Origin of the sequence: Prevotella sp. P3-122, assembly GCF_002251365.1 — a bacterium.
In the GTDB taxonomy this organism is placed as follows: Bacteria; Bacteroidota; Bacteroidia; order Bacteroidales; family Bacteroidaceae; genus Prevotella.
In genome coordinates, this window is the sequence record NZ_NPJH01000030.1 from 1 (window position 1) to 25,389 (window position 25,389).

General features: G+C 50.0%; 22 protein-coding genes. All 22 read left to right on the forward strand.

Annotated elements, in window-relative coordinates; translation table 11 throughout:
- Positions 1–671: 671 nt before the first annotated feature.
- The 22 genes from CIL02_RS05550 (at position 672) to leuB (ending at position 25,251) form a co-directional block, all read left to right on the forward strand.
- Positions 672–1,667: a MoxR family ATPase gene (locus tag CIL02_RS05550; protein WP_094399752.1), complete on the forward strand. Its 996-nt coding sequence runs from the start codon at positions 672–674 to the stop codon at positions 1,665–1,667.
- 69 nt (positions 1,668–1,736) lie between these two features.
- Positions 1,737–2,606 carry a DUF58 domain-containing protein gene (locus CIL02_RS05555; RefSeq protein ID WP_094399754.1) on the forward strand — a complete coding sequence of 290 codons (870 nt, stop codon included), beginning with the start codon at positions 1,737–1,739 and terminating at the stop codon, positions 2,604–2,606.
- Between the two features lie 110 nt (positions 2,607–2,716).
- Positions 2,717–3,799, forward strand: coding sequence for a hypothetical protein (locus CIL02_RS05560; protein ID WP_094399756.1), 1,083 nt, complete (start codon positions 2,717–2,719; stop codon positions 3,797–3,799).
- A 5-nt stretch (positions 3,800–3,804) separates the two neighbouring features.
- Positions 3,805–4,803: a VWA domain-containing protein gene (locus CIL02_RS05565; protein WP_094400026.1), complete on the forward strand. Its 999-nt coding sequence runs from the start codon at positions 3,805–3,807 to the stop codon at positions 4,801–4,803.
- Between the two features lie 48 nt (positions 4,804–4,851).
- Entirely contained in the window at positions 4,852–5,874 is a 1,023-nt protein-coding gene (locus CIL02_RS05570; protein ID WP_094399758.1) for a VWA domain-containing protein, read from the forward strand.
- Between the two features lie 16 nt (positions 5,875–5,890).
- Positions 5,891–6,604, forward strand: a complete 714-nt coding sequence (locus tag CIL02_RS05575) for a tetratricopeptide repeat protein (RefSeq protein ID WP_141210139.1) — start codon at positions 5,891–5,893, stop codon at positions 6,602–6,604.
- 4 nt (positions 6,605–6,608) lie between these two features.
- Positions 6,609–6,866 (forward strand): hypothetical protein, encoded by a 258-nt coding sequence (locus CIL02_RS16660; RefSeq protein ID WP_240513538.1) that lies wholly within the window; start codon positions 6,609–6,611, stop codon positions 6,864–6,866.
- Positions 6,817–9,348: a BatD family protein gene (locus tag CIL02_RS05580; protein ID WP_240513540.1), complete on the forward strand. Its 2,532-nt coding sequence runs from the start codon at positions 6,817–6,819 to the stop codon at positions 9,346–9,348. The genes CIL02_RS16660 and CIL02_RS05580 overlap by 50 nt, the downstream gene beginning before the upstream one ends.
- Positions 9,349–9,384: 36 nt before the next feature.
- On the forward strand, positions 9,385–10,068 hold the full coding sequence (locus CIL02_RS05585) for a phosphatase PAP2 family protein (protein WP_371589026.1): 684 nt from the start codon (positions 9,385–9,387) through the stop codon (positions 10,066–10,068).
- A gap of 5 nt (positions 10,069–10,073) precedes the next feature.
- Complete coding sequence (locus CIL02_RS05590) at positions 10,074–11,348, forward strand: S-adenosylmethionine:tRNA ribosyltransferase-isomerase (protein ID WP_094399764.1); 1,275 nt, start codon at positions 10,074–10,076, stop codon at positions 11,346–11,348.
- 67 nt (positions 11,349–11,415) lie between these two features.
- Complete coding sequence (locus tag CIL02_RS05595) at positions 11,416–12,621, forward strand: DUF2027 domain-containing protein (RefSeq protein ID WP_094399766.1); 1,206 nt, start codon at positions 11,416–11,418, stop codon at positions 12,619–12,621.
- A 19-nt stretch (positions 12,622–12,640) separates the two neighbouring features.
- Positions 12,641–14,563, forward strand: coding sequence for an NAD(+) synthase (locus tag CIL02_RS05600; protein WP_094399768.1), 1,923 nt, complete (start codon positions 12,641–12,643; stop codon positions 14,561–14,563).
- 46 nt (positions 14,564–14,609) lie between these two features.
- A complete protein-coding gene (locus CIL02_RS05605; RefSeq protein ID WP_170935021.1) occupies positions 14,610–15,308 on the forward strand; it encodes a tetratricopeptide repeat protein in 699 nt (232 codons plus the stop codon).
- A gap of 244 nt (positions 15,309–15,552) precedes the next feature.
- Positions 15,553–16,071, forward strand: coding sequence for an HAD family hydrolase (locus tag CIL02_RS05610; RefSeq protein ID WP_094399770.1), 519 nt, complete (start codon positions 15,553–15,555; stop codon positions 16,069–16,071).
- Positions 16,072–16,097: 26 nt separating this feature from the next.
- Entirely contained in the window at positions 16,098–16,661 is a 564-nt protein-coding gene (locus CIL02_RS05615; RefSeq protein WP_094400032.1) for a Maf-like protein, read from the forward strand.
- Positions 16,662–16,723: 62 nt separating this feature from the next.
- Positions 16,724–17,017, forward strand: coding sequence for a hypothetical protein (locus tag CIL02_RS05620; protein WP_094399772.1), 294 nt, complete (start codon positions 16,724–16,726; stop codon positions 17,015–17,017).
- A 156-nt stretch (positions 17,018–17,173) separates the two neighbouring features.
- Entirely contained in the window at positions 17,174–18,691 is a 1,518-nt protein-coding gene (gene dnaB, locus CIL02_RS05625) for a replicative DNA helicase (protein WP_094399774.1), read from the forward strand.
- Positions 18,692–19,048: 357 nt separating this feature from the next.
- The gene (locus CIL02_RS05630; protein WP_094399776.1) at positions 19,049–20,548 is read left to right on the forward strand and encodes a 2-isopropylmalate synthase; all 1,500 of its coding nucleotides are present in this window, start codon (positions 19,049–19,051) and stop codon (positions 20,546–20,548) included.
- Positions 20,549–20,561: 13 nt separating this feature from the next.
- The gene (gene leuC / locus CIL02_RS05635; RefSeq protein WP_094399778.1) at positions 20,562–21,956 is read left to right on the forward strand and encodes a 3-isopropylmalate dehydratase large subunit; all 1,395 of its coding nucleotides are present in this window, start codon (positions 20,562–20,564) and stop codon (positions 21,954–21,956) included.
- A gap of 6 nt (positions 21,957–21,962) precedes the next feature.
- Positions 21,963–22,553, forward strand: a complete 591-nt coding sequence (gene leuD, locus CIL02_RS05640) for a 3-isopropylmalate dehydratase small subunit (RefSeq protein ID WP_094399780.1) — start codon at positions 21,963–21,965, stop codon at positions 22,551–22,553.
- On the forward strand, positions 22,532–24,106 hold the full coding sequence (locus CIL02_RS05645; protein WP_094399782.1) for an alpha-isopropylmalate synthase regulatory domain-containing protein: 1,575 nt from the start codon (positions 22,532–22,534) through the stop codon (positions 24,104–24,106). Before leuD ends, CIL02_RS05645 begins: the two co-directional genes overlap by 22 nt.
- Positions 24,107–24,189: 83 nt before the next feature.
- Positions 24,190–25,251: a 3-isopropylmalate dehydrogenase gene (leuB, locus tag CIL02_RS05650; protein ID WP_094399784.1), complete on the forward strand. Its 1,062-nt coding sequence runs from the start codon at positions 24,190–24,192 to the stop codon at positions 25,249–25,251.
- Positions 25,252–25,389: the final 138 nt, after the last annotated feature.

Genomic DNA, 25,389 nt, shown 5'->3' on the forward strand with positions numbered 1-25,389 from the left:
AATATAACATATAACATTAAACATTAAGCATTAAGCTATTTCTTGCTATTGATAATAGTTATATATATATTATATAATTATAATTATATAATATATATATAAAGTTAGAACAACTAAAAATTGTCTTAATGTTTAATGTTTAATGTTATATTTTACATCTTCATGGGGGATGATATTGTCCGTTTTCCCCGAAAAAACGCTATATTTGCAGGAGAGGGGCGTTAAATAACCTTAACTGTCGAAAACCGCAAAAACGGTCCCGAAAACCTATTGCAGGACTCAGGCAAATTATGTAACTTTGCACCTGTAACGTTACGAAAAACACAACAACCAACTAAATGTTAAACTCTTAAATCGTTAAAAACTATGAACACAATCAAGTATTCTGTATTGATGTTGTCTAACCCGGCGAACCCAGACGAAACAGAAAAGGCGTATGCAAGGGTGCAGCTCAACGAGGTGATTTCCACCAAGCAGTTCATCAACCATATCAGTGAGATGTTTATTTGTTATTTTGTCTGCCTTTTTGTTCCGTCGTTTAGGAATAATTATCATATTCGCAATCTTATTTTAATATAATTTAGTTGGCATCTATGTTTAGTATATGAAGAATTGTTGTAATTTTGCCCGTAAATTCAAAAACAGAAGATTAATACAAAAATATTATTATCATGGCAGAATCTATTGATATTCGGGAACTGAACATCAGAATAGAACAACAAAGTACTTTCGTGACAAACCTTGTCACGGGTATGGACAGAGTAATCGTAGGACAGAAACATTTGGTAAACTCGCTGCTTATCTCACTTCTTAGCGATGGGCATATACTGCTTGAGGGTGTGCCAGGATTGGCAAAGACTTTGGCTATTAAGACCTTGGCACAGCTTATAGACGCCGACTACTCTCGCATACAGTTTACTCCCGACCTGTTGCCAGCCGATGTCATCGGTACGATGATCTACTCGCAGAAAGAGGAGAAATTCCAGGTGAAGAAGGGTCCCGTATTTGCCAATTTCGTACTTGCTGACGAGATAAACCGTGCGCCCGCGAAGGTTCAGAGCGCATTGCTTGAGGCTATGCAGGAGCATCAGGTGACAATAGGCGAGAGCACGTTCAAGCTTCCCAACCCCTTCCTCGTGATGGCTACCCAGAACCCTATTGAGCAGGAAGGAACGTATCAGTTGCCAGAGGCCCAGGTGGACCGTTTCATGCTGAAGGTGGTTATCGAGTACCCTACACTTGAGGAGGAGAAACTCATCATTCGCCAGAACATCAAGGGCGAGGCCACACGCGTAACGCCAGTGACGACGGCAGACGAGATACTGCGTGCCCGCGAGGTTGTCAATCAGGTGTATATTGACGAGAAGATAGAGCAGTATATTGCCGACATAGTATTCGCGTCACGTTATCCTGACCGCTACCAGCTTGCCGACCTTAAGGACATGATCACGTTTGGCGGCAGTCCGCGTGCAAGTATCAACTTGGCCAAGGCCGCGCGTGCCTATGCCTTCATCAAGCACCGCGGATATGTAGTGCCAGAGGATGTGAGGGCTGTAGCCTACGATGTGATGCGCCATCGCATTGGCCTTTCCTACGAGGCAGAGGCAAGCAACGTCACCAGCGAGGAGATTATCTCACGCATTATAAACAAGGTGGAGGTGCCATGATGACGGTGCCTGCAAGCGCGGATACCAGGATGGGTGAGCAGTTAGTTATAACACTAAGGAGACAATGTTTTGGAAACATCAGAGATATTAAAGAAGGTCAGAAAAATTGAGATAAAGACGCGCGGGCTCAGCCAGAATATTTTCGCGGGCCAGTACCACTCAGCCTTCAAGGGTAGGGGAATGGCGTTCTCTGAGGTTAGGGAATACCAGTTTGGCGATGACGTGCGAGATATAGACTGGAATGTCACTGCCCGCTTCCACCGTCCCTACGTGAAGGTCTTCGAGGAAGAGCGTGAGCTGACGGTAATGCTGCTCATAGACGTCTCGGGGTCGCTTGACTTCGGTACGGCGAGGCAGATGAAACGTGACATGGCTACGGAGATTGCCGCCACGCTGGCGTTCAGCGCCATACAGAACAATGACAAGATTGGGGTGATATTCTTCTCGGACAAGATAGAGAAGTACATCCCGCCAAAGAAAGGCCGCAAGCACATATTATATATTATACGCGAGATGCTCGACTTCACCCCAGAGAGCAAGAAGACCGATGTCGGCATGGCCGTTGAGTTTCTGACAAGAGTGATGAAACGCAAGTGTACGGCATTCCTGCTTAGCGACTTCTATCAGCGTGGCGACTTTATGAGGCCATTGCAGATAGCCAACTCCAAGCACGACATTGTCGCCATACAGGTGTTCGACCCCATAGCAAAGATGCTGCCCGATGCCGGCCTGCTCAAGGTGCGTGACGCTGAGACAGGACACGAGATGTACATCGACACGTCGAGCAAGAAACTGCGGCATGCGCACAACCGCTACTGGCTGGAACGGGAAAGCGCGCTCAGGCAGACATTCGCCAAGTGTAATGTCGACTGGACGAGCGTGGCTACCAACGAGGATTACGTAAAGGCAATGATGGGGCTGTTCGCACGCCGCAACTAATGCTTGCGCAATAAACAATCAACACAATGAATATTAGAGTATTATCACATATTACTAAACCATTCCTTTCTGCTACGTTTGCTGACTGGCGGACGAGTACAGACAGGGGCATGCATAGTCGTGCGCGCCTTGTACTGGTTGCTGTATTTGCGGTTGCATGCGCCGTTAGTGTCAGGGCGCAGGTATCAATAGAGGCAGCCATCGACTCCGTGCAGATATTGATTGGTGAGCAGGCTCACATGACGGTGGACGTAACGGCCAACGAGGGTGCCAGGATATCATGGCCACAGCTACAGCCAAGGCAGTATCTCGTACCGGGAGTGGAGATAATAGAGATTACGGACGCAGACACAAGCCATTTGGACAACAACAAGGTGAAGGTTAGCCGCACGCTCACCATAACGGCTTTCGACGAGAAACTGTATTCCATCCCAGGCATGGAACTGAAGGTCGACGGCAAGGCTTTCAAGGGCAACACCTGTGCCCTGAAGGTGCTCACCCTCGACGTGGACACGGTGCACCCCAACCAGTTCTTCCCACCGAAGGACGTCCAGGACAATCCGTTCCTGTGGAGTGAGTGGAGCCCGCTGTTCTGGTTCTCCCTGCTTGCCTTGCTGCTTACCGTCGCCCTGTTCTACCTGACGGTTCGGCTCAAGCAGAACAAACCCATCATCACCCACATACGCATCGTCAAGAAGGTTCCTGCCCATCAGAAGGCGTTGAACGCCATCGACAGGATAAAGGCTGAGAAGATGCAGACGAGCGAGGACCAGAAGACTTACTACACGCAGCTTACAGACACCCTGAGGCAATACATACAGGAGCGTTTCGGCTTCTCGGCAATGGAGATGACGTCGGGCGAAATCATTGAAAGGCTCAGGGAGAATGGCGACAAGACGATGATTGACGAGCTGCGCGAGCTGTTCAGCACTGCCGACCTCGTGAAGTTTGCCAAGTACTCTACGCTCATCAACGAGAACGACCTGAATCTTGTCAACGCCATCAACTTCATTGACCAGACAAAGGTGGAGGGGCAGCCCACAGAGGAGAGGATCGTTCCCAAACTGAGCGAGAACGACCAGCGTACCATCAAGGTCCGCCTGACCATCAAGGGCTTCATATACGGTATTGTCACCGTGTTGCTGCTGTTGCTGGCGTATGTCATATATAATATGTACCAACTGCTGAACTGACAATGATGGAATTTGCTAATAAGGAATATTTTCTGCTACTGCTGCTGCTCATACCCTATGTGCTGTGGTACTTCCTCGACAACAGGAAGAAGGAGCCTACGCTGCGCATGAGCGACACATTCGCATATCTGTATGCCCACAAGAGCTGGAGGGTACGGATTGTCCATCTGCCCATGGTGCTGAGGTGCTGCATCTTTACCCTTGTAGTGATAGTGCTGGCACGTCCTCAGACACATAGCTCATGGGGAAGCCGTACTACAGAGGGCATAGACATCATGCTTGCAATGGACGTATCGACATCAATGCTTGCCGAAGACCTCAGGCCAAACCGCATGGAGGCTGCAAAGGACGTGGCGGCGGAGTTTATCTCCGGACGTCCTGACGACAATATCGGACTCACCATCTTCGCCGGAGAGTCGTTCACACAATGCCCTATGACCACAGACCATGCCAGCCTGCTCAACCTTCTGCAGAACGTGCGTACGGACATGGCGGCTACGGGACTTATCGAGGACGGTACGGCAATAGGCATGGGACTGGCCAACGCCGTGAGCAGGCTGAAGGAGTCGAAGACCAAGAGCAAGGTTGTCATACTACTTACCGACGGCTCGAACAACCGTGGCGACATATCGCCGATGACGGCGGCACAGATTGCCAAGAGCCTCGGCATCAGGGTCTATACCATTGGCGTGGGAACAAACAAGGTGGCCCGCTATCCTATGCCCGTGGCTGGAGGCGTGCAGTATGTCAACATACCTGTGGAGATAGACGAGAAGACGCTCGGCGACATTGCCGCCATCACGGACGGCAACTACTACAGGGCAACGAGCAACAACGAGCTGAAGAAAATATATCAGGACATAGACAAACTGGAGAAAACAAAGATGAAGGTGCGGAAGTTCTCGAAGAGATACGAGGCTTATCAGCCGTTCGCACTGGCGGCTGTGGTGCTGTTGCTGCTCGAGATACTCTTGCGCAACACCGTACTGAGAAAGCTCCCGTAAGTCACAGAATGTTCCAAACACCATGTGTAATATAAAGAGATTATTCTTATGCTTAGATTTGAAAGCCCAATATACCTCTACCTGCTGATAGCCGTTCCGCTGCTTGCGTTGTTACGGCTGCTCAGCTGGCGACTAAGGAAACGAAAACTGAGAGCCTTTGGCGACCCCCGGCTGCTGTCCTCTCTCATGCCCGACGTGTCGAGATACCGTCCTGCCGTGAAGTTCTGGCTGCTGGTTGCTGCCTACGTGCTCCTTGTCCTCATGCTGGCGCGCCCGCAGATGGGAAGCAAGATATCGCGTGAGAAGCGCAACGGCATAGAGGCCATCATCTGCATGGACATATCAAACTCCATGCTTGCACAGGACGTGGTGCCGAGCAGGCTCGACAAGAGCAAGCTGCTGGTTGAGAACCTCATCGACAACTTCACCAACGACAAGATAGGCCTGATAGTCTTTGCTGGCGACGCCTTCGTGCAGTTGCCTATCACGAGCGACTATGTATCGGCCAAGATGTTCCTGCAGAATATAGACCCCTCGCTGATTTCCGTTCAGGGTACCGACCTCGCAAGAGCCATCGACATGGCAAGCAAAAGCTTCACAAAGCAGGAGGGAGTAGGCAGGGCCATAATTGTCATAACCGATGGCGAGGACCATGAGGGCGGAGCGCTGGAGGCTGCCAAGGAAGCGAGAAAGCGTGGCATGAATGTGTTTATACTCGGTGTCGGCGACCCCAAGGGTGCTCCCATACCATTGGGTGACGGCAACTATCTGACCAACAGTCAAGGCGAGACCGTCATGACAGCACTAAACACCAGGATGTGCCAGGAGGTGGCCTCGGCGGGCAGCGGCACATACATTCATGTAGACAACACAGGAGACGCACAGGAGAAACTCAACGACTCGCTGGCCAGACTGCAACGTGGCGAGAGCGAGAGCGTAATATATAGCGAGTACGACGAGCAGTTCCAGGCTTTTGGCATTCTCGCAATATTGCTGCTCATGGCAGAGATATGTGTGCTGGAATGCAGGAACCCCATGCTCAGGAACATCAGGCTATTCAAGAAGAAATAATCATACAGGCAACACCATGACAGCGAGTAAGAAAAATAATATATTCAGAAATATCCTCTTCGCCATTCTTCTGATACTGTCCTTCCAAACAGCATCGGGACAGAGTGACCGGCAGTTTGTCCGCAACGGCAACAAGTTCTTCAGACAGCAGGACTACGCCAAGGCCGAGGTGGAATACAGCAAGGCAATAGCCGCCAACGCCGCAAACACTACGGCTATATACAATCTCGGCTGCGCCCTTCAGATGCAGCAGAAAGACTCCGCCGCTATAGTGCAGTATGAGAAAGCCGGCAAGGCTGAGACCAGCAAGCGACGCAAGTCAATGGCCTATCACAATATTGGCGTGATATGTCAGAAAAACCAGCTCTTCCAGGAAGCTATAGAGGCATACAAGGAGAGCCTGCGCAACAATCCCGGCGACAACGAGACACGATATAATCTTGAGCTCTGCAAGCGGCAGCTGAAAAAGCAGAACCAAAATGGCGGCTCAAAGCAAAACGAGGACAAGAAGCAGGACAAGAATAAGGACAAGGACAAGAAAGACCAACAGCAGAAACAAGATAAGGACAAACAGAACCAGCAGCAACAGCAGCAACAACAGCAGCAGATGAGCAAGGAGAATGCCGAGCAGCTGCTCAATGCCGCCATGCAGGAGGAGAAAGCAACGCAAAAGCGCATGAAGCAGAAGATGCAACAGCCGCAGCGACGCTCTCTGAACAACAACTGGTGATGGGATGCGTAGGATAGAGGAGATAGAGGAGATAGAGAGGATAGAGGAGATAGATGTGATAGAGGAGATAGAGAGGATCCCTTCGACCTTAGTCCTTCGTCCTTCGACCTTCGTCCTTCGTCCTTCGCCCTCAAATAATGATAATTATTCAGAATGCTATTATGAAGCGATATCATATACTGTTTATACTAATGTTACTCACCTCTGTGTGTATGGCACAGAGCATTCAGGTATCGGCACCGTCAAGAGTAGAGGCCGGTGAGAATTTCCGTGTGTCGTACAAGGTGACGACTCAGGATGTTGACGACTTCAAGTCCGGACTCCATTCGACAGACGTTGTGGAGGTGATAGCCGGGCCATACACATCCTCGGAGTCGAGCTTCCGTATGGTTAACGGCCATACAAGCTCGTCATCGTCGGTAACGTTCACATACACATTGTATGCCGTCAAGAGTGGAGTCTTCAACATCCCTGCAGCAACCGTAAAGGCAGGAGGCAAGCAGATAAGCTCCGCAGCACACAAAATAACGGTGACCGGAACGGCAAGCAATAACGGAGGAGCACCGAAGATGCACGAGGACGACGACAACAGGAGCGGCATGCGCCAGGCTGGCACTGCCATAACCGGGAAGGACCTCTTCATAAAGGTCAGCGCAAACAAGCGCACGGTACACGAGCAGGAACCGATATTGCTCACCTACAAGGTATATACTCTCGTAGACCTTACGCAGCTTGACGGCAAGATGCCCGACCTGACGGGCTTCCATACCCAGGAGATACCACTCCCGCAGCAGAAGAGCTTCCACATAGAGCGTGTCAACGGCAAGCCATACCGTACGGTAACATGGAGCCAGTATGTGATGTACCCTCAGATGACGGGCAAGCTTGAGATACCAAGCATCACTTTCAAGGGCATCGTGGTGCAGCAGAACCGTGCCGTTGACCCCTTCGAGGCATTCTTCAATGGTGGCTCGGGATATGTGGAAGTAAAGAGGGATATTGTCGCACCAGGCCTAACCATCGACGTGAAGCCGCTTCCTCAGAAGCCTGCCAACTTCTCCGGCGGCGTAGGCAAGTTCAACATCTCCGCACAACTGAACAAGACGGAGCTAAAGGCCGGCGACCCGCTGTCGCTAAGAATTGTTATTGGTGGTACAGGCAACCTGAAACTTATCAAGCAGCCAGAGGTGCAGTTCCCTAAAGACTGGGACAAGTACGACCCGAAGGTTACGGACAAGACCAAGCTTACCGCTAATGGCCTGGAGGGAAACATGGTGTACGACATTCTGGCTGTTCCGCGCAATCAGGGCCACTATACCATTCCTCCGATAGAGTTCACATATTATGATACCTCTGCCAATGCCTACAAGACCGTAAAGACACAGAGCTTTGAGATTGACGTGGCAAAGGGCAGCGGCAGCAAGTCTGACGTCATTGACTACAGCAGCGACAACACCAGCAAGGACATCCGCGGCATCAAGACCGGCAACAGCGAGCAACATTCTGTCCAGGACTTCTTCTTTGGCTCTACAGAGTATCTCGTGAGCCTGCTGTTACCGTTCATAGCATTCATCACCCTGCTGGTACTGTTCCGCAAGCGCGCCATCGACAATGCCGACATCGTGAAGATGCGTGGCAAGAAGGCCAACAAGGTTGCCACCCGACGTCTGCGCACAGCCAGCAAGCTCATGGCGCAAGGCAAGGGTAACGAGTTCTACGACGAGGTGCTGCGCGCATTGTGGGGATATGTTGGCGACAAGCTTAACATTCCTGTCGACCAGCTCTCGCGTGACAATATTTCCGGGAAGCTGTCCTCGTACGATGTGGACAGTGCTACGGTGGACAAGTTTATCGGAGCACTCGACGAGTGTGAGTTCATGCGCTTTGCACCCGGTGACCCCGAAGGCAATATGAACAAGACTTTCGACAGCGCCATGACTGCCATCATGGAAATAGAGAATACGATGAAGAAAAAGAAGAACGTCAAGAAAGCCAATACCACAGGCTATACCTTCCTGCTGCTGCTCATTGCGCTGCTGCCCCTTCAGTCGCATGCCATAACGAAACAGAATGCGGACGACGAGTATGCAAAGGGCAACTACCAGCAGGCAATAAAGGATTATCAGGAGCTGTTGCGCAGCGGAGTCTCGGCAGACATATACTACAACCTTGGCAACGCATGGTTCCGCACGGACAACATCACACAGGCTGTGCTGGCTTACGAGCGTGCCCTGCTGCTGTCGCCCGGTGACGAGGACATACGCTACAACCTTCAGTATGCGAGGTCGAAGACCATCGACAAGATTACTCCGGCCAACGAGATGTTCTTCGTCACATGGTATCACTCGCTCGTCAATTTCACGAGCGTCGACACGTGGGGCAAGACGGCCATAGCGTCAATAATCCTTGCCCTTCTTCTGATTCTTGTCTTCCTCTTCGCACCGTCAATGTGGGCACGGAAGACGGGCTTCTATGGCTCGGCGGCATTCCTCGTTCTCTTCATACTCTCAAACCTGTTCGCATGGCAGCAGAAGGCGGAGCTGGAGAACAAGAAGGGGGCTATAGTAATAGCCACTACGGTGAACGTAAAGAAGACTCCCTCTGCCACTGGTACTGACGTCTTCGTGATACACGAGGGTACACGGGTGGACATCACCGACAAGAGCATGAAGGAATGGCGCGGCATAAAGCTCGCCGACGGCAGAGAGGGATGGTTGCAGGCCAGCCAGATAGAGGAGATATGATTTCCGCTAATTGGCAGCATTCAGAAAGTTATTATTATGGAGCAATTGTTAGATTTAGACACCAAACTTCTATACCTCGTCAATGGCAGCCACTCGGCTTTCGTTGATGGAGTTATGATGATGCTTACCAATGGCTTCACGTGGCTTCCGCTCTATATAGCCCTGTTCATTCTTGTCATAAAGAACAACGAGTCAATGGCACAGATTATGCTCATCACGGGTTGCGCCTTGCTGTGCATACTCCTCTCGGACGGCCTCGCCGACTTCATAGCCAAGCCTGTAGTGGCACGCTGGCGTCCGACAAGCGACCCTCTCATCAAATACACCATCGACGTAGTCGACAACTACCGCCCTGGCATGTACGGCTTCTTCTCGGCACATGCCGCCAACACCATGTCGTTGACAGTCTTTTTGAGCCTGCTGGTACGCAACCGCATCTTTACATTCGCGCTTGTGTTCTGGTCGCTCGTCAATTGCTACTCCCGGCTATACCTTGGTGTCCACTATCCCCTCGACATCCTTACGGGCATAGTGTGTGGCATATTGGTAGGCGTAGCCTGTTTCTTTGTATGCCGTCATTTCTATTTCAAGATTAGCCCGAGGTTCAATTACATATCATCACAATATTCATCTTCCGGCTACAGCATAGCCGACATAGACATGGTCCTGACGGTTCTTGTCATGATTTACGCTGTGGCGGTGATCTTCTCAATGATATAAAGCACATGGATACCAAGCATATTCAAATCAGCGATTACAGCTACGAGCTGCCCGACAGCCGTATACCCCGCTTCCCAGTAACACCGCGCGACCACAGCAAGTTGCTCGTCTACAGGCAGGGGGAGGTCAGCGAGGATTATTTCTATAATATCGCCAACTATCTGCCCGAGCATTCGCTCATGGTATACAACAACACCAAGGTCATACAGGCCCGGCTTCATTTCCGCAAGTCCACAGGCGCGCTTATAGAGGTATTCCTCATGGAGCCTGCCGCGCCTGCCGACTATGAGCAGATGTTCCAGACCACAGGGCATTGCTCATGGTACTGCATGGTCGGCAATCTGAAGAAATGGAAGGAAGGCCCGCTTGTAAGAACCATCGACATCAAGGGACAGCCGGTGGAGTTCTCCGCAACCATGCGCAGAGACCAGCCCGACGGCATCAGCGGAGGCACCAACTACTGGATAGACTTTGCATGGGACAACGGCGGAGTCTCATTTGCTGAAATTCTTGATGCCGTGGGAGAGCTTCCCATCCCACCATACCTTAACCGTGAGACTCAGGACAGTGACAAGACGACATATCAGACCGTATACTCCAAAATCAAGGGTAGTGTGGCTGCACCCACAGCCGGCCTGCACTTTACTGACAATGTCCTTGCTGACATCGACCGCCACGGAATATGTCGTGAGGAACTGACGCTGCACGTGGGGGCAGGAACGTTCAAGCCCGTGAAGAGCGCAGAGATTGAGGGGCACTCCATGCACACGGAGTATATTTGTGTAAGGCGTGAGACGCTGCAGGCCCTGCTCAGCCACGGATGCCATACAATAGCCGTTGGCACGACGAGCGTGCGGACTCTCGAGAGCCTATATTATATAGGTGTAAGGCTTGAGAACAATCCCGATGCCTCTGAGCAGGAGCTGCATGTATGCCAATGGGAACCATACGAGGATGGAGCAGAGGGTGGTCTCATCAACGGCATCACTCCCATGAGGGCCATCTCGAACATTGTCGCCTGGCTCGACCGCAACGGCCTGAAAGCCCTGCACTCCAGCACGCAGATTATTATTGCTCCCGGTTACAGGTACAAGATTGTAAACATTCTGATAACCAACTTCCATCAGCCACAGAGCACACTCTTGCTGTTGGTAAGCGCGTTTGTTGACGGTGACTGGAGGACAATATACGACTATGCCTTGAGTCACGACTTCAGGTTCCTGAGTTATGGAGACAGCAGCCTGATAATACCACGCAGGATTGAAGATGTGGACAAATAGCCCATGGTGAGGCGATATAAGGAATAATAAATATAAAAACCAAATACCGAAAAAGACAGATACCAATATGAAGATAGGAGACAAGGTAAGATTTCTCAGTTCCCTTGGCGGAGGTACCGTCGCCGGTTTCCAGGGCAAGGACATAGTACTCGTTGAGGACGAGGACGGATTTCAGATACCTACACGTATCAACGACGTCGTGCCTATACAGAGCGACGACTACAGCAGCAAGGCAACCGTTACGGCCAAGATGCGGCAGCAGGAAGAAAAACAGCAGGCCGTACGCGACGGACGGTCCATCAGGGCCATGATGCGTGAGGGACAGGACGACGAGGAGGCTGCTTTCGACTACGACTCGTTCGATGTCACCGACCCCGAGGGAACAGTGACATTCAAGCCGAAGCCAGAGGAACGCAAGGGCGGCAACATGCTTACGGCATGCCTTGCTTTCGTGCCTATGGATATCACGAGCATGACGTCAACACGCTTCGAGCTGTATTTCGTCAACGACTCCAACTATCACATAACCTACAGCCTTCTTACCGCTGAGGGCGCAAACTGGTCGTTGTTGTCGCAGGGCACCATAGACCCCAACACCAAGGAATTCATACAGGAAGTTGGCCGTGAAGACCTTGACGCGCTGTCGAAAGTCTGCGTGCAGCTGTTTGCATACAAGACAGACAAGCCATTCATTCTCAAGCCTGCTGTGGACGTGCAGTTCCGCATAGACCCCGTGAAATTCTTCAAACTCCATACCTTTACGGACAATATATATTTCGAGTCGCCTGCGCTGATATTCAATATCGTGGAGAACGACGTCCCCGTCCGCTCACTTGTCGTAGATGCCAAGCAGCTGAAGCAGAGCATGTACAAGGATGCAGGCAGCGGCAACGGCACGAATAAGGAAAACACAAAGGATTCCTACGTGCGCAGATACGACAACGGAGGCAAGAAGGGCAATCCGTTCCTATCGAAGAGGAAGGAGGATGAGGATGTGGTGGTGGTAGACCTGCATGCCGACTCCCTGCTCGACACTACTGCTGGCATGAGCTCTGCAGACATACTGAACTATCAGCTGACAAAGTTCCGGGAGGTGCTGGCCTCATACAAGAACAAGAAAGGACAGAAGATTGTCTTCATCCATGGCAAGGGCGAGGGTGTGCTGCGCCGCGCGCTGGTCAATGACCTTCACTACCGCTACAAGAGCTATACCTATCAGGATGCCTCTTTCCAGGAGTACGGCTACGGTGCCACACAAGTAACAGTAAGATAACTCAATAATACATACGACTATGCAATACGGTTTCATAAAAGTTGCAGCTGCTGTACCGACAGTCCAGGTTGCAGATTGCCAATATAACCTACGCCAGATGGAGTCCCTGATAGCACAGGCCGAGGGACAGGGCGTAGAAGTCATAGTGTTTCCAGAGCTTTCCATGACGGGCTACACCTGTCAGGACCTGTTCCGTCAGGAGCTTCTTCTTCAGGCCTCAGAGACCGCCATATTCCAGCTCCTCGACTTTACCCGCAAGCTTCATGTCATCTGCATCATCGGCATTCCGCTTGCCGTTGGCGACCTGCTGCTCAACTGTGCAGTGGTAATACAGAGCGGACAGGTGATGGGTATTATTCCAAAGACATATCTGCCCAACTATTCCGAGTTCTACGAGAAACGCTGGTTCTCGTCGGCTCAGGACCTGCGTCCCGCTGAAGTCCGCATAGCCGGCAACATGATCCGCATCAGTTCTGAGCCAACCCTTTTCCGCACCTCCGACGGCGTACTCTTCGGTGTGGAGATATGCGAGGACGTATGGGCACCCACACCACCGAGCAACCATCTGGCCCTTGCCGGAGCAGAGATTATCTTCAATCTCTCCGCCAGCGATGAGCTGACAGGAAAGCACAACTACCTGATGAGCCTTCTGCAGCAGCAGAGCGCACGCACCATCACGGGCTACGTCTATGCCTCTGCGGGGTTTGGCGAGAGCACACAGGACGTTGTCTACGGAGGCAATGCCATCATCTGCGAGAATGGAAGCGTGATTGCCAAGGGGCAGAGGTTCGCCATGAGCGAGCAGCTTGTCACCGCACAGATAGATATAGAGAAGCTGCGTGGCGACAGACGGTCCAACACCACATTCACCAACGCACAGAGGCGCATGGCAACAGAGAAAATCAATATCATTGACATGCACTCGGCCTGCCAGCGCGACTTCGTGCTCGAACGTGAGATAGACCCTACGCCATTCATACCCAAGAGTGGCGAGATGAAGGAGAAATGTGACGAGATACTGAACATTCAGGCCATGGGACTCGTGAAGCGTCTAACACACACCTCATGCAAGAGGGTGGTAGTGGGTATTAGCGGAGGCCTTGACTCTACGCTCGCATTGCTCGTCTGCGTCCACGCCTTCGACAAAATGCAGCTGCCGCGCAAGGGCATCATCGGCGTCACCATGCCGGGATTCGGCACGTCCGACCGCACGCATACCAATGCCGTAGCACTCATGGAGAGCCTCGGAGTGACTATGTATGAGATACCTATAGCAAAGAGCGTTGAGCAGCATTTCAAGGACATCGGCCACGACGCGTCGGTACACGATGTTGTATACGAGAACTCTCAGGCCCGCGAGCGCACTCAGATACTCATGGACCTGAGCAATAAGTTTGGGGCGATGGTTATCGGTACGGGTGACCTCTCAGAGCTTGCACTTGGCTGGGCCACCTACAATGGCGACCACATGAGCATGTACGCCGTAAACGCAAGTGTTCCGAAAACCCTTATCAGGTATCTGGTAGAGCACTTTGCAGAGGTCACCGACAATGCCTCTGCCCACATACTGCGTGACATCATCAATACTCCTATAAGCCCGGAGCTGTTGCCGGCAGACGAGGATGGAAATATACAGCAGAAGACCGAGGACCTCGTGGGACCATACGAGCTGCACGACTTCTTCCTCTATCACTTCCTGCGTCATGGCTTCCGTCCAAAGAAGATTTTCCTCATGGCACAAAAGGCTTTTGCGGGCAAGTTCGCCGACGAGGTCATCACTCACTGGCTCTCTACCTTCTGCCGCCGTTTCTTCTCGCAGCAGTTCAAGAGAAGCTGCCTGCCCGACGGGCCGAAAGTAGGAAGCGTAAGCCTAAGCCCACGCGGCGACTGGAGAATGCCCAGCGATGCGGCAAGCACCATGTGGCTGAACGACATAGGATAGGGGAGTTGTCAAGGGTAACTCCTCTTAACTCCTAAATAATACAATTATGCGACAAATAATAATCCCATACTTGTCACGCATAACATTATCGCTCATTCTGACTGCTGTGATGCTGTCATCTAATGCGCAGGATAGAAGTCATCTGCGTGACAGTCTCAGCAAGGCCCTGGAGACGTTGGCATACCATCCCGACTCTGTAGACCTTATCCTGAAAAAGGCATCATGGAACATAGAACTCGGGCAATGGCAATATGCCAAGGACTCTTACGACGACGTGCTGCGCCTTGAACCATACAATCTTGCAGCTCTCTTCTTCCGTGCATATGCCAACGAGAAGCTCAACAGGCTCAATTTCGCACGGCTCGACTACGAGACCTTGCTGACCATTGTCCCAGGACATTTCGAGGCACAGCTCGGACTTTCGCTGCTCAACTTTAAGGACAAGCACTTCACAGAGGCCATTGACATGGCCAACAGGCTCGTCAGCCAGTACCCGGACAGTGCGGTGGCTTATGCAGCAAGGGCCGGCATGGAGTCGGAACGTGGTATGTGTGAGCTGGCGGAGTACGATTATACCGAAGCGTTGCGCCGCGACTCCGCCAATACCGATTACTTGCTGTCAAGAGCCGACCTGCGGATACGTATGAGATTGTGGGATGCAGCAAGACGTGACCTTGACACACTGGTCGCGCTTGGCATCCCACAGTCCTCACTTAAGGCTTTCTACCGCCGGCTACGCCGATGACTTTTATATCGTAACTATCGCTGTCTGCTAACACATCTTGCCGAAACTGGCTGCAATAAGGGTATAATCATAAACTCTGTGGGATTTTATGTACGTGATTTACGAGTTTAAGCGAAACTTGCTTCTTAGTTTTGCAAATAAGGCTTCAAGTATTTCATAACACATTGTACCACTTTAAACGTATCAACAAATTATCAAAGAAAATTTTGTTGTTCGGGTAAATTGCTGTACTTTTGCAAACAATATGATTAATTACGACCTCTCAAAAATTAAAGCGATAATCTTCGACGTAGACGGAGTATTGTCGAGGCAGACCGTTGCCATGGATGCAGAAGGACAGCCACTTCGTACAATAGATATTAAGGACGGGTACGCATTGCGGCTGGCACAGAAGTCTGGTATCAGAATTGCCATCATTACTGGTGGAAAGTCAGAGTCTGTAAGAAAGCGTTACGAATATCTTGGCGTTGAGGACATCTATATGGGCATTCCCGTAAAAGTGAAGTGCTACGAGGAATTTAAGCAGAAGTATTCTCTCTCTGATGAGGATATCATATTTATGGGCGATGATGTACCCGACTACGAGGTTATGAGACTTTGCGGATGCCCCTGCTGTCCTAAGGATGCTTGCAGCGACATCAAGGAAATCAGCCTGTACATTAGTGACAAGATGGGCGGATGCGGATGTGCGAGAGACATCGTGGAACAGGTGCTAAGGGCGCAGGCAAAATGGATGACCGATGCCAAGGCATTTGGCTGGTAGGATATGTTTTACTTATGCTTGAAAAGATGAAATACAATATTATCTTGGCATCCAACTCTCCACGAAGAAGAGAACTGCTCGCTGGTCTGGATGTCGATTACGAGGTGAGGGTACTTAAGGATATTGACGAGACTTACCCCGACAGTCTGCCTGTTGCAGAGATACCCACATACATTTCACGCGAGAAGGCCGCCGCATATACCATAGCCGACAACGAGCTGCTGCTTACCGCAGACACCGTAGTAGTGCTTGGTAATGAGGTGATGGGCAAGCCTGTTGATGATGCCGACGCAAAAAGGATGCTGAGAGAGCTAAGCGGCAAGACACATCAGGTCATTACGGGCGTATGTCTCACTACTACAAAAAAGCAGCATAGCTTTTCCGTAACAACGGATGTCACATTCAAGGAGCTGACTGATGACGAAATCGATTATTATGTCTCCAACTATCATCCCTTGGACAAGGCCGGTGCTTACGGCATACAGGAGTGGATAGGATATATTGGCGTCACCTCACTCCAAGGCAGCTATTTCAACGTTATGGGACTGCCCGTACAGCGTATTTATGAGGCTTTGGCTGATTTCGAATGACAGTTTTGAGCGTTTAACGGCAGCCTGTCCTCACACCAGCATTCTTATATATATCATCCAGTATGTCCAGCAAGAAACAGTATAAATGTATAGGTTGTGGATATTCCGTTGATATCTACGAGGGTAGGGGACTGTTCCAACAGGAGATAGTCCCGATGTTGTGTAGTGAGTGTCATACCATACAGAACATTGTTGTTGGTGGAATTATCGGTGATGTCGCCCCGTCATACCGCAGCGAGGCTGGCAGACTGTGCCTTAGATGCGGCAGCCCAAACATAAACCATTGGAATGGACATACATGTCCGAAATGCGGTGCTGATATGAGGTATACAGGCAAAAAGGCTTTTTGGACATAAAAAGGTATCTTGACTTATTTATTATGGTGTCCAGTTAGCCGTTTACCCTATTTATTTATGTAGGCAAACATTTGGCAGTCTCGTTAATTATGCCTACTTTTGTGGTCTGTTATTAAAGAATACTGCAGCAGAAATCAAGGAAAACCATCAATATATATGGCAGAAAACACCAAAGCTACAAACACGCACAAACGCCAACAGCAGGCAATTGACAATACATACGGCCACCTTCAGCCCCAGGCTACGGATGTGGAGAAAGTTGTTCTTGGAGCACTAATGGTCGACAAGGACGCCTTCTCTGTGGTCAGCGAGCTGTTGTCTCCCGAGACTTTCTATGAGCCACGGCACCAGAAGATATTCCATGCCATCAGGACTCTGAACATGAACGAGAACCCTGTCGACATAATGACTGTTACTGACGAGCTTGCACGTCAGGGAACACTCGAGGATGTTGGCGGCTCGCCATATGTCGTTGAGTTAAGCTCGCTCGTTGCATCGTCGGCACACATAGAATATCATGCCAAGATACTGGCCCAGAAGTTCCTGGCCCGTCAGCTCATCTCTTATGCCAGCCGCATAGAGACCGATGCCTTTGACCCTACTGTTGATGTAGACGGACTGATGCAGGAAGCGGAGGGCAGGCTGTTTGAGATTTCACAGAGGAATATGAAGCAGGACTATACCCAGATAGACCCTGTCATTCACCAGGCCGTACAGATATTGCAGAAGGCATCGGCAAACTCCGGCGGACTTACAGGTATTCCTACAGGATATACCAAGCTTGACGACATGACGAGCGGATGGCAGAAGTCTGACCTCGTAATCATTGCCGGACGTCCCGCCATGGGTAAGACCTCGTTTGCGCTGTCGTTGGCCAAGAACATTGCTGTGGATTTCCGTAAGCCCATAGCCTTCTTCTCGCTTGAGATGAACAACGTACAGCTGGTAAACCGTCTTATCTCCAACGTGTGCGAGATTGAGGGTAAGAAAATCCTCAACGGACAGCTAAGCAGGGACGAGTGGGAACGGCTGGACAGAAATCTGAGAAAACTTACCGGCGCACCTGTATATATTGATGACACGCCTGGACTGTCGGTTTTTGAGCTCAGAACCAAAGCGAGGAGACTTGTCAGGGAGAAGCATGTGGAGATAATAATGATTGACTACCTGCAGCTGATGAACGCCAACGGCATGAAGTTTGGCAGCCGTCAGGAGGAGGTGTCTACCATCTCGCGCTCGCTCAAGGGACTGGCCAAAGAGCTTGATATTCCAATCATTGCGCTATCGCAGCTTAACCGTACCGTTGAGGGACGTGAGGGTCTGGAGGGCAAACGCCCACAGCTCAGTGACCTTCGTGAGTCTGGTGCCATCGAGCAGGATGCCGACATGGTGGTATTTGTCCACCGGCCGGAGTACTATCATATATATCAGGATGAAAAGGGCAATGACCTTCATGGTATGGCGCAAATCATCATTGCTAAACACAGAAAGGGAGCAACGGGCGACGTACTCCTGACCTTCCTTGGCAAGTATACCAGGTTTGCCAACCCTGAAGACAACTACAACCGGCCATCTGTCAGCGAGGATATGGGAGGAGAAATTGTCGGAAGCCGTATGAACGACGATGACCCGTTGGGTGCTGCAGGCGGTTCTGCGGAAGACCTGTCCTTCTGATGCTATATTTAAGGAGGTAATAGGTTAATGGGCTGAAAAAAAACAAAAATGATACTTTAACCACTCGCAACTGGTATAAATGTCACTTTTTGACGCAAAAAGATTACGAATTATTTGTGCGGGTCATCTAAAATGCTTATCTTTGCAACCGTTAAAAGAAAAAACAACGAATATGAGAACACTGAACAACATACTTAGCATTATTATTCGAATTCGACTTACAAGCCATGTCGGAGGTGATAGGGTATGCATGTATGTTTGATATTTCAGATACTAAAAGAGCCTTTCCACTTCCGACGAGTGCGAAAGGCTTTTTTTTTAATTGAATCAGATAATAATGAATAAACAATAAATGATATGAGCGACAGACTATTTATTTTTGACACCACACTCCGTGACGGTGAGCAAGTACCAGGATGCCAGCTGAATACGGTTGAGAAAATTCAAGTGGCCAAGCAGCTTGAGCTGTTGGGGGTTGATGTTATTGAGGCAGGATTTCCCATTTCCTCACCAGGTGACTTCAATTCTGTGATAGAAATCTCCAAGGCTGTTACATGGCCAACAATATGTGCGTTGACAAGAGCAGTAGAGAAGGATATTGACGTTGCTGCGGAGTCGCTGCAGTATGCCAAGCACAAGCGTATACACACGGGTATCGGAACGAGCGACAGCCATATCAAATATAAGTTCAACTCCAACCGCGAGGAGATTATAGAGCGTGCCGTTAGGGCTGTTGCCTATGCCAAGCGCTACGTTGAGGATGTGGAGTTCTACGCCGAGGACGCTGGCCGCACAGACAACGAATACCTCGCACGCGTTGTAGAGGCTGTCATCAAGGCCGGAGCAACTGTCGTGAACATACCCGACACTACCGGCTATTGCATGCCCGACGAGTATGGAGCAAAGATAAAGTATCTCATGGAGCATGTCAACGGCATTGACAAGGCCATCATCTCCACCCATTGCCATAATGACCTCGGCATGGCGACGGCCAATACCTTGCAGGGAGTCCTTAACGGAGCAAGACAGGTGGAGGTTACTATCAACGGTATTGGAGAGCGTGCCGGAAACACTTCTCTCGAGGAGATTGCGATGATACTCAGATGCCATAAGCATGTTGGCATAGACACCAATATCAACACCACAAAGATCTATCCCACATCAAGGATGGTGTCGAGCCTGATGAACATGCCCGTGCAGCCAAACAAGGCTATCGTTGGACGTAATGCTTTCGCACACTCAAGCGGCATACATCAGGATGGCGTGCTGAAGAATGTTCAGACATACGAGATTATGGACCCGAAGGACGTTGGACTCGACGACAACGCCATTGTGCTGACAGCAAGGTCGGGTAGGGCAGCCCTGAAATACCGGCTGCATGTCAACGGGTGCGATATCGAGAGCGAGGAGCGTCTGGACAAGATATACAAGAAGTTCCTTGAGCTGGCCGACAAGAAGAAGGAAATTACAGATGACGACATACTCATTCTGGCTGGTGCCGATACCGCTGAGTCGCATGCCGTGAAGCTCGACTTCCTGCAGGTAACGACGGGCATGGGATGCAAGAGCGTGGCAAGCATCGGACTCGACATTAGCGGACAGAAGTTTGAAGAGGCAAGCTCGGGCAACGGACCTGTGGACGCTGCCATAAAGGCCTTGAAGAAAATCATCCAGAAGCAGATGGTGCTCAAAGAGTTTACCATACAGGCCATCTCGAAAGGCTCTGACGACGTGGGCAAGGTACACATGCAGGTGGAGTACAACGGCAACGTGTACTACGGCTTCGGAGCAAATACAGACATCGTAACGGCTTCGGTAGAGGCTTACATAGATTGTATAAACAAGTTTAGAAAGTAATCAGGATTTTTATATGAACACACTTTTCGACAAAATCTGGGATAAGCACGTCGTTCAGATTGTTGACGACGGTCCCACACAGCTTTACATCGACAGGCTATACTGTCATGAGGTAACATCGCCGCAGGCTTTCGCAGGCATGAGGGAAAGAGGGTTGAAGTGCTTCAGGCCACAACAGATATTCTGTATGCCTGACCATAACACGCCTACCCACGACCAGGACAAGCCTGTAGACGACCCAATATCACGCAAGCAGCTTGAAACTCTAGACAAGAACTGCGAGGATTTCGGGCTTACTGAGTACAAGATGTTCTCTAAGGACAATGGCATCATCCACGTAGTGGGCCCCGAGAAAGGACTCTCGCTGCCTGGCATGACCATCGTTTGTGGTGACTCCCACACTTCCACTCATGGTGCTATGGGTGCCGTAGCGTTTGGTATCGGAACGTCTGAGGTTGAGATGGTAATGGCCAGCCAGTGCATTCTGCAGCAGAAGCCAAAATCCATGCGCATAAACATCAACGGACGTCTGGCCAAGGGTGTAACGGCAAAGGACGTGGCCTTGTATCTGATGTCGAAACTTACAACAAGCGGTGCAACGGGATATTTCGTGGAATATGCCGGAGATGTTGTTCGCGACATGTCCATGGAAGGACGTCTGACCCTCTGCAACCTGTCAATAGAGATGGGTGCCCGTGGTGGTTTTATTGCTCCTGATGAAACAACATTCGAGTACATAAAGGGCAGGGAGTATGCCCCCAAAGGTGACGAGTGGGACAAGGCTGTTGCTTATTGGAAAACGCTAAAGAGTGGCGAGGATGCAGTATTTGACAAGGAACTCGACTTCAATGGCGAGGATATAGAGCCACGCATCACTTATGGAACCAATCCAGGAATGGGCATCGGTATTACCGAGGCCATACCTACACTTGACGAGATAGACGAGAACGGAAAGGCAAGCTTCCTGAAGAGCCTCGACTATATGGGCTTCAAGCCGGGTGACAAACTGCTCGGTCATAAGATTGACTACGTATTCCTTGGTGCTTGCACAAACGGACGTATCGAGGATTTCCGCGCCTTCGCAAGCGTTGTTGAAGGAAAGCAGAAGGCAGATGGCGTAACTGCTTGGTTGGTACCGGGTTCATGGCTTGTTGATAAACAAATCCGTGAAGAAGGACTCGATAAGATTCTTGAGGCAGCAGGCTTCGAGATACGCCAGCCCGGATGCTCTGCATGTCTTGCCATGAATGACGACAAGATACCTGCGGGAAAATACAGCGTGTCGACAAGCAACCGCAACTTTGAGGGTAGGCAGGGACCAGGCTCACGCACCATCCTCGCATCACCATTGGTTGCTGCCGCAGCTGCCGTTACGGGTGTAATAACAGATCCAAGAACTTTAATGTAAACAGCTATGAAACAGAAATTCGACGTAATTACATCTTCATGCTATCCTCTTCCCTTAGAGAATGTTGATACAGACCAGATAATACCTGCCCGTTTCCTTAAGGCTACCGACAAGGAAGGCTTCGGCGACAACCTGTTCAGAGACTGGAGATACAATAAAGACGGCTCGCTGAAAGAGGATTTCGTGCTTAACGACCCATCGTATTCGGGAGTAATACTTGTCGCAGGAAAGAATTTCGGCTCAGGCTCCTCAAGGGAGCATGCTGCCTGGGCCATAGCAGGATATGGCTTCAGGGTGGTTATCAGCAGCTTCTTTGCCGACATCCACAAGAACAACGAGCTCAACAACTTCGTTTTGCCCGTTGTCGTCTCGGAACCATTCCTGAAGGAACTCTTCGACAGCATTGACAAAGACCACAAAACTAAGGTAAGGGTTGACTTGCCCAACCAGACTGTAACCAACCTGGCAACGGGCAACACCGAGCATTTCGAGATAAATGGGTATAAGAAACATTGTCTGATGAACGGTCTCGACGACATTGATTATCTTATACAGAACAAGGATAAGATAGAAGCATGGGAACAGCAGAACAAGTAACCCACGACTATGCCCGACACCCATTCGTAGAGATTATGGACAGCACACTCCGCGACGGCGAGCAGACCAGCGGAGTGTCGTTTCTTCCTCATGAGAAAATGATGATTGCCAAGAAGCTCCTCACGGATGTCAACGTAGACAGGATAGAGGTGGCGTCGGCACGTGTTTCTCATGGCGAGAAGGATGCTGTCAGAATGATATGCAACTACGCACAGAGTGTAGGCAAACTGAATAGGGTAGAGGTGCTGGGCTTCGTTGACGGTCACCTGTCCGTAGACTGGATACGCAGCTGCGGAGGAATGGTCATCAACCTGCTTGCCAAAGGGTCGCTCAAGCACTGTACACACCAGCTTCACAAGACCGTAGACGAGCATCTCTCTGATATCCAACATACTGTTGACTACGCGCTTGAGCAGGGTATGGACGTTAATCTGTATTTAGAGGATTGGAGCAACGGAATGAAGGACTCGCCTGACTACGTCTACAAGATGCTCGACGTGCTCACCAAGACCAGGATTAAGCGCTTCCTGCTCCCTGACACGCTCGGCATCATGCACCCCCTGCAATGTGTGGAGTTCATGCGCAAAATGGTGAAACGATATCCCGATACCCATTTCGACTTCCATGCCCATAACGATTACGACCTTGCAGTCTCCAACTCGTTGGCGGCAGTATTGTCGGGTTGCAAGGGATTGCATGTGACGGTAAACGGATTGGGCGAAAGATGTGGAAACGCTCCGTTGGCAAGCGTGCAGGTTATCTTAAAGGATATGTTCCATGCTAAGACTAATATAGTTGAGAGTGAGCTGGTTGCGCTGTCAAGACTTGTAGAGGGATATTCGGGAATAGCTATTGCCCCCAACACGCCAATTGTTGGAGAAAACGTGTTCACTCAGGTAGCTGGAGTTCATGCCGATGGAGACAACAAGAACAACCTTTACTGCAACGACCTGGTACCTGAGAGGTTCGGACGAAAGCGAGAGTATGCTCTTGGCAAGAACAGCGGCAAGGCTAATATCGCTCGCAACCTTGAGGAACTAGGTTTGTCGCTCACGCCTGAACAGACAAAGAAGGTGACTCAGCGAATAACTGAGCTGGGTGACAGAAAGGAGTTGGTAACACAGGATGACCTTCCATATATCGTTTCTGACGTTCTCAAGCATTCTGCGCCAGAGGATAAAGTTAAACTTGTAAGTTATATGGTAAGTACCAGTTATGGTCTGAAACCAATTGCAAGTATCAAGGTGCAGATAAATGGCGAGGAGTTTGCTGCCGACGCAACGGGCGACGGACAGTATGACGCTTTCGTGAAGGCGTTGAGGAAAATATACAGGGAAGAGCTCGACCGCACATTCCCCGTGCTGACCAACTATACGGTTTCTATTCCTCCTGGTGGAAGAACTGACGCTCTCGTACAGACTATCATTACATGGCAATATGGCAGTAAGATTATTCGCACACGAGGACTGGATGCTGACCAGACAGAGGCTGCAATAAAGGCTACCTTCAAAATGCTCAACTTGTTTGAGGACGAAAGCAAAAGTTATTCATGAGGACTGAGGACTGAGGTCAAAGGACTAAGGACTAAGGTTTGAGGTCAAAGTTTATAAATTATACATTATATAATATACAAATTATGAAATTGAATATTGCGGTTCTGCCCGGTGACGGAATAGGACCAGAGATTATGAAACAGGGCGTGGCAGCTCTTGATGCCATAGCTGAAAAATTCAACCATGAGTTTCATTACACGGAAGCTCTTTGTGGTGCCCATGCTATAGATGCTGTTGGTGATCCATTCCCTGATGACACCTATAAAGCCTGCATGGATGCTGATGCTGTTTTGTTTGCTGCTGTCGGCGACCCACGTTTTGACAACGATCCTACAGCCAAGGTACGTCCTGAGCAGGGTCTGCTTGCCATGAGGAAAAAGCTCGGACTGTTTGCCAACATACGTCCTGTAGCCACTTTTGAGTGTCTGCTTCATAAGAGTCCATTGAAGGACGAACTGCTCCGTGGTGCCGATTTCATCGTTATTCGTGAGCTTACGGGTGGCATGTATTTCGGAGAAAAATATCAGGACAACGACAAGGCTTACGATACCGATATCTATTATCGCCACGAAATTGAGCGTATTTTGAAGGTTGCTTTTGAGTTTGCCCAGAAGCGTAACCGCCATCTCACTGTTGTCGACAAGGCCAACGTGCTGGCAAGCAGCCGTTTGTGGAGGCAGATTGCCAAGGAGATGGAACCACAATATCCTGATGTCACTACAGACTACATGTTCATTGACAATGCCTCTATGCGTGTGCTGACAGAACCGACATTCTTTGATGTCATAGTAACAGAAAACACGTTTGGCGACATTCTGACAGACGAGACTTCATGTATCACAGGTTCTATGGGATTGCAGCCGTCAGCATCACTTGGTGAGCATACGCCATTGTTTGAGCCTGTTCACGGAAGCTGGCCACAGGCAGCCGGCAAAAACTTGGCAAATCCTGTAGCTCAGATTCTTTCGGCAGCCATGTTGCTTGAGCATTTTGGTTTGACAGCCGAAGGTGCTCTCATAAGAGAAGCTGTAAACGCAAGCCTTGACGCTAACGTCAGAACTCCTGAAATTCAGGTTGAGGGCGGCAATAAATATGGTACTGTAGAAGTTGGTGAATGGATTGCTGACTATATACGCAAACACTAACTGCTTTTATTTATCATAATTGAATACAAAGTTAAAGTCCTAATGACATAGATATTTTTGTGTTTATAATCGGAGTTATGATAAATATACGGTATTGAAATAAATAAGGTGGGTTCAAGTAACCCACCTTGTTTGTAT

Bases quoted from the DNA above. Each gene is read 5' to 3' on its own strand.
- CIL02_RS05565 (WP_094400026.1), top strand. From the start codon at position 3,805: ATGGAATTTGCTAATAAGGAATATTTTCTGCTACTGCTGCTGCTCATA.
- dnaB (WP_094399774.1), top strand. From the start codon at position 17,174: ATGGCAGAAAACACCAAAGCTACAAACACGCACAAACGCCAACAGCAG.
- CIL02_RS05585 (WP_371589026.1), top strand. From the start codon at position 9,385: ATGGAGCAATTGTTAGATTTAGACACCAAACTTCTATACCTCGTCAAT.
- CIL02_RS05550 (WP_094399752.1), top strand. From the start codon at position 672: ATGGCAGAATCTATTGATATTCGGGAACTGAACATCAGAATAGAACAA.
- CIL02_RS05645 (WP_094399782.1), top strand. From the start codon at position 22,532: ATGGGAACAGCAGAACAAGTAACCCACGACTATGCCCGACACCCATTC.
- CIL02_RS05630 (WP_094399776.1), top strand. From the start codon at position 19,049: ATGAGCGACAGACTATTTATTTTTGACACCACACTCCGTGACGGTGAG.
- CIL02_RS05575 (WP_141210139.1), top strand. From the start codon at position 5,891: ATGACAGCGAGTAAGAAAAATAATATATTCAGAAATATCCTCTTCGCC.
- CIL02_RS05560 (WP_094399756.1), top strand. From the start codon at position 2,717: ATGCATAGTCGTGCGCGCCTTGTACTGGTTGCTGTATTTGCGGTTGCA.
- CIL02_RS05610 (WP_094399770.1), top strand. From the start codon at position 15,553: ATGATTAATTACGACCTCTCAAAAATTAAAGCGATAATCTTCGACGTA.
- CIL02_RS05620 (WP_094399772.1), top strand. From the start codon at position 16,724: ATGTCCAGCAAGAAACAGTATAAATGTATAGGTTGTGGATATTCCGTT.
- CIL02_RS05595 (WP_094399766.1), top strand. From the start codon at position 11,416: ATGAAGATAGGAGACAAGGTAAGATTTCTCAGTTCCCTTGGCGGAGGT.
- CIL02_RS16660 (WP_240513538.1), top strand. From the start codon at position 6,609: ATGCGTAGGATAGAGGAGATAGAGGAGATAGAGAGGATAGAGGAGATA.
- CIL02_RS05615 (WP_094400032.1), top strand. From the start codon at position 16,098: ATGAAATACAATATTATCTTGGCATCCAACTCTCCACGAAGAAGAGAA.
- CIL02_RS05605 (WP_170935021.1), top strand. From the start codon at position 14,610: ATGCGACAAATAATAATCCCATACTTGTCACGCATAACATTATCGCTC.
- CIL02_RS05590 (WP_094399764.1), top strand. From the start codon at position 10,074: ATGGATACCAAGCATATTCAAATCAGCGATTACAGCTACGAGCTGCCC.
- CIL02_RS05600 (WP_094399768.1), top strand. From the start codon at position 12,641: ATGCAATACGGTTTCATAAAAGTTGCAGCTGCTGTACCGACAGTCCAG.
- leuD (WP_094399780.1), top strand. From the start codon at position 21,963: ATGAAACAGAAATTCGACGTAATTACATCTTCATGCTATCCTCTTCCC.
- leuC (WP_094399778.1), top strand. From the start codon at position 20,562: ATGAACACACTTTTCGACAAAATCTGGGATAAGCACGTCGTTCAGATT.
- CIL02_RS05570 (WP_094399758.1), top strand. From the start codon at position 4,852: ATGCTTAGATTTGAAAGCCCAATATACCTCTACCTGCTGATAGCCGTT.
- leuB (WP_094399784.1), top strand. From the start codon at position 24,190: ATGAAATTGAATATTGCGGTTCTGCCCGGTGACGGAATAGGACCAGAG.
- CIL02_RS05580 (WP_240513540.1), top strand. From the start codon at position 6,817: ATGGCACAGAGCATTCAGGTATCGGCACCGTCAAGAGTAGAGGCCGGT.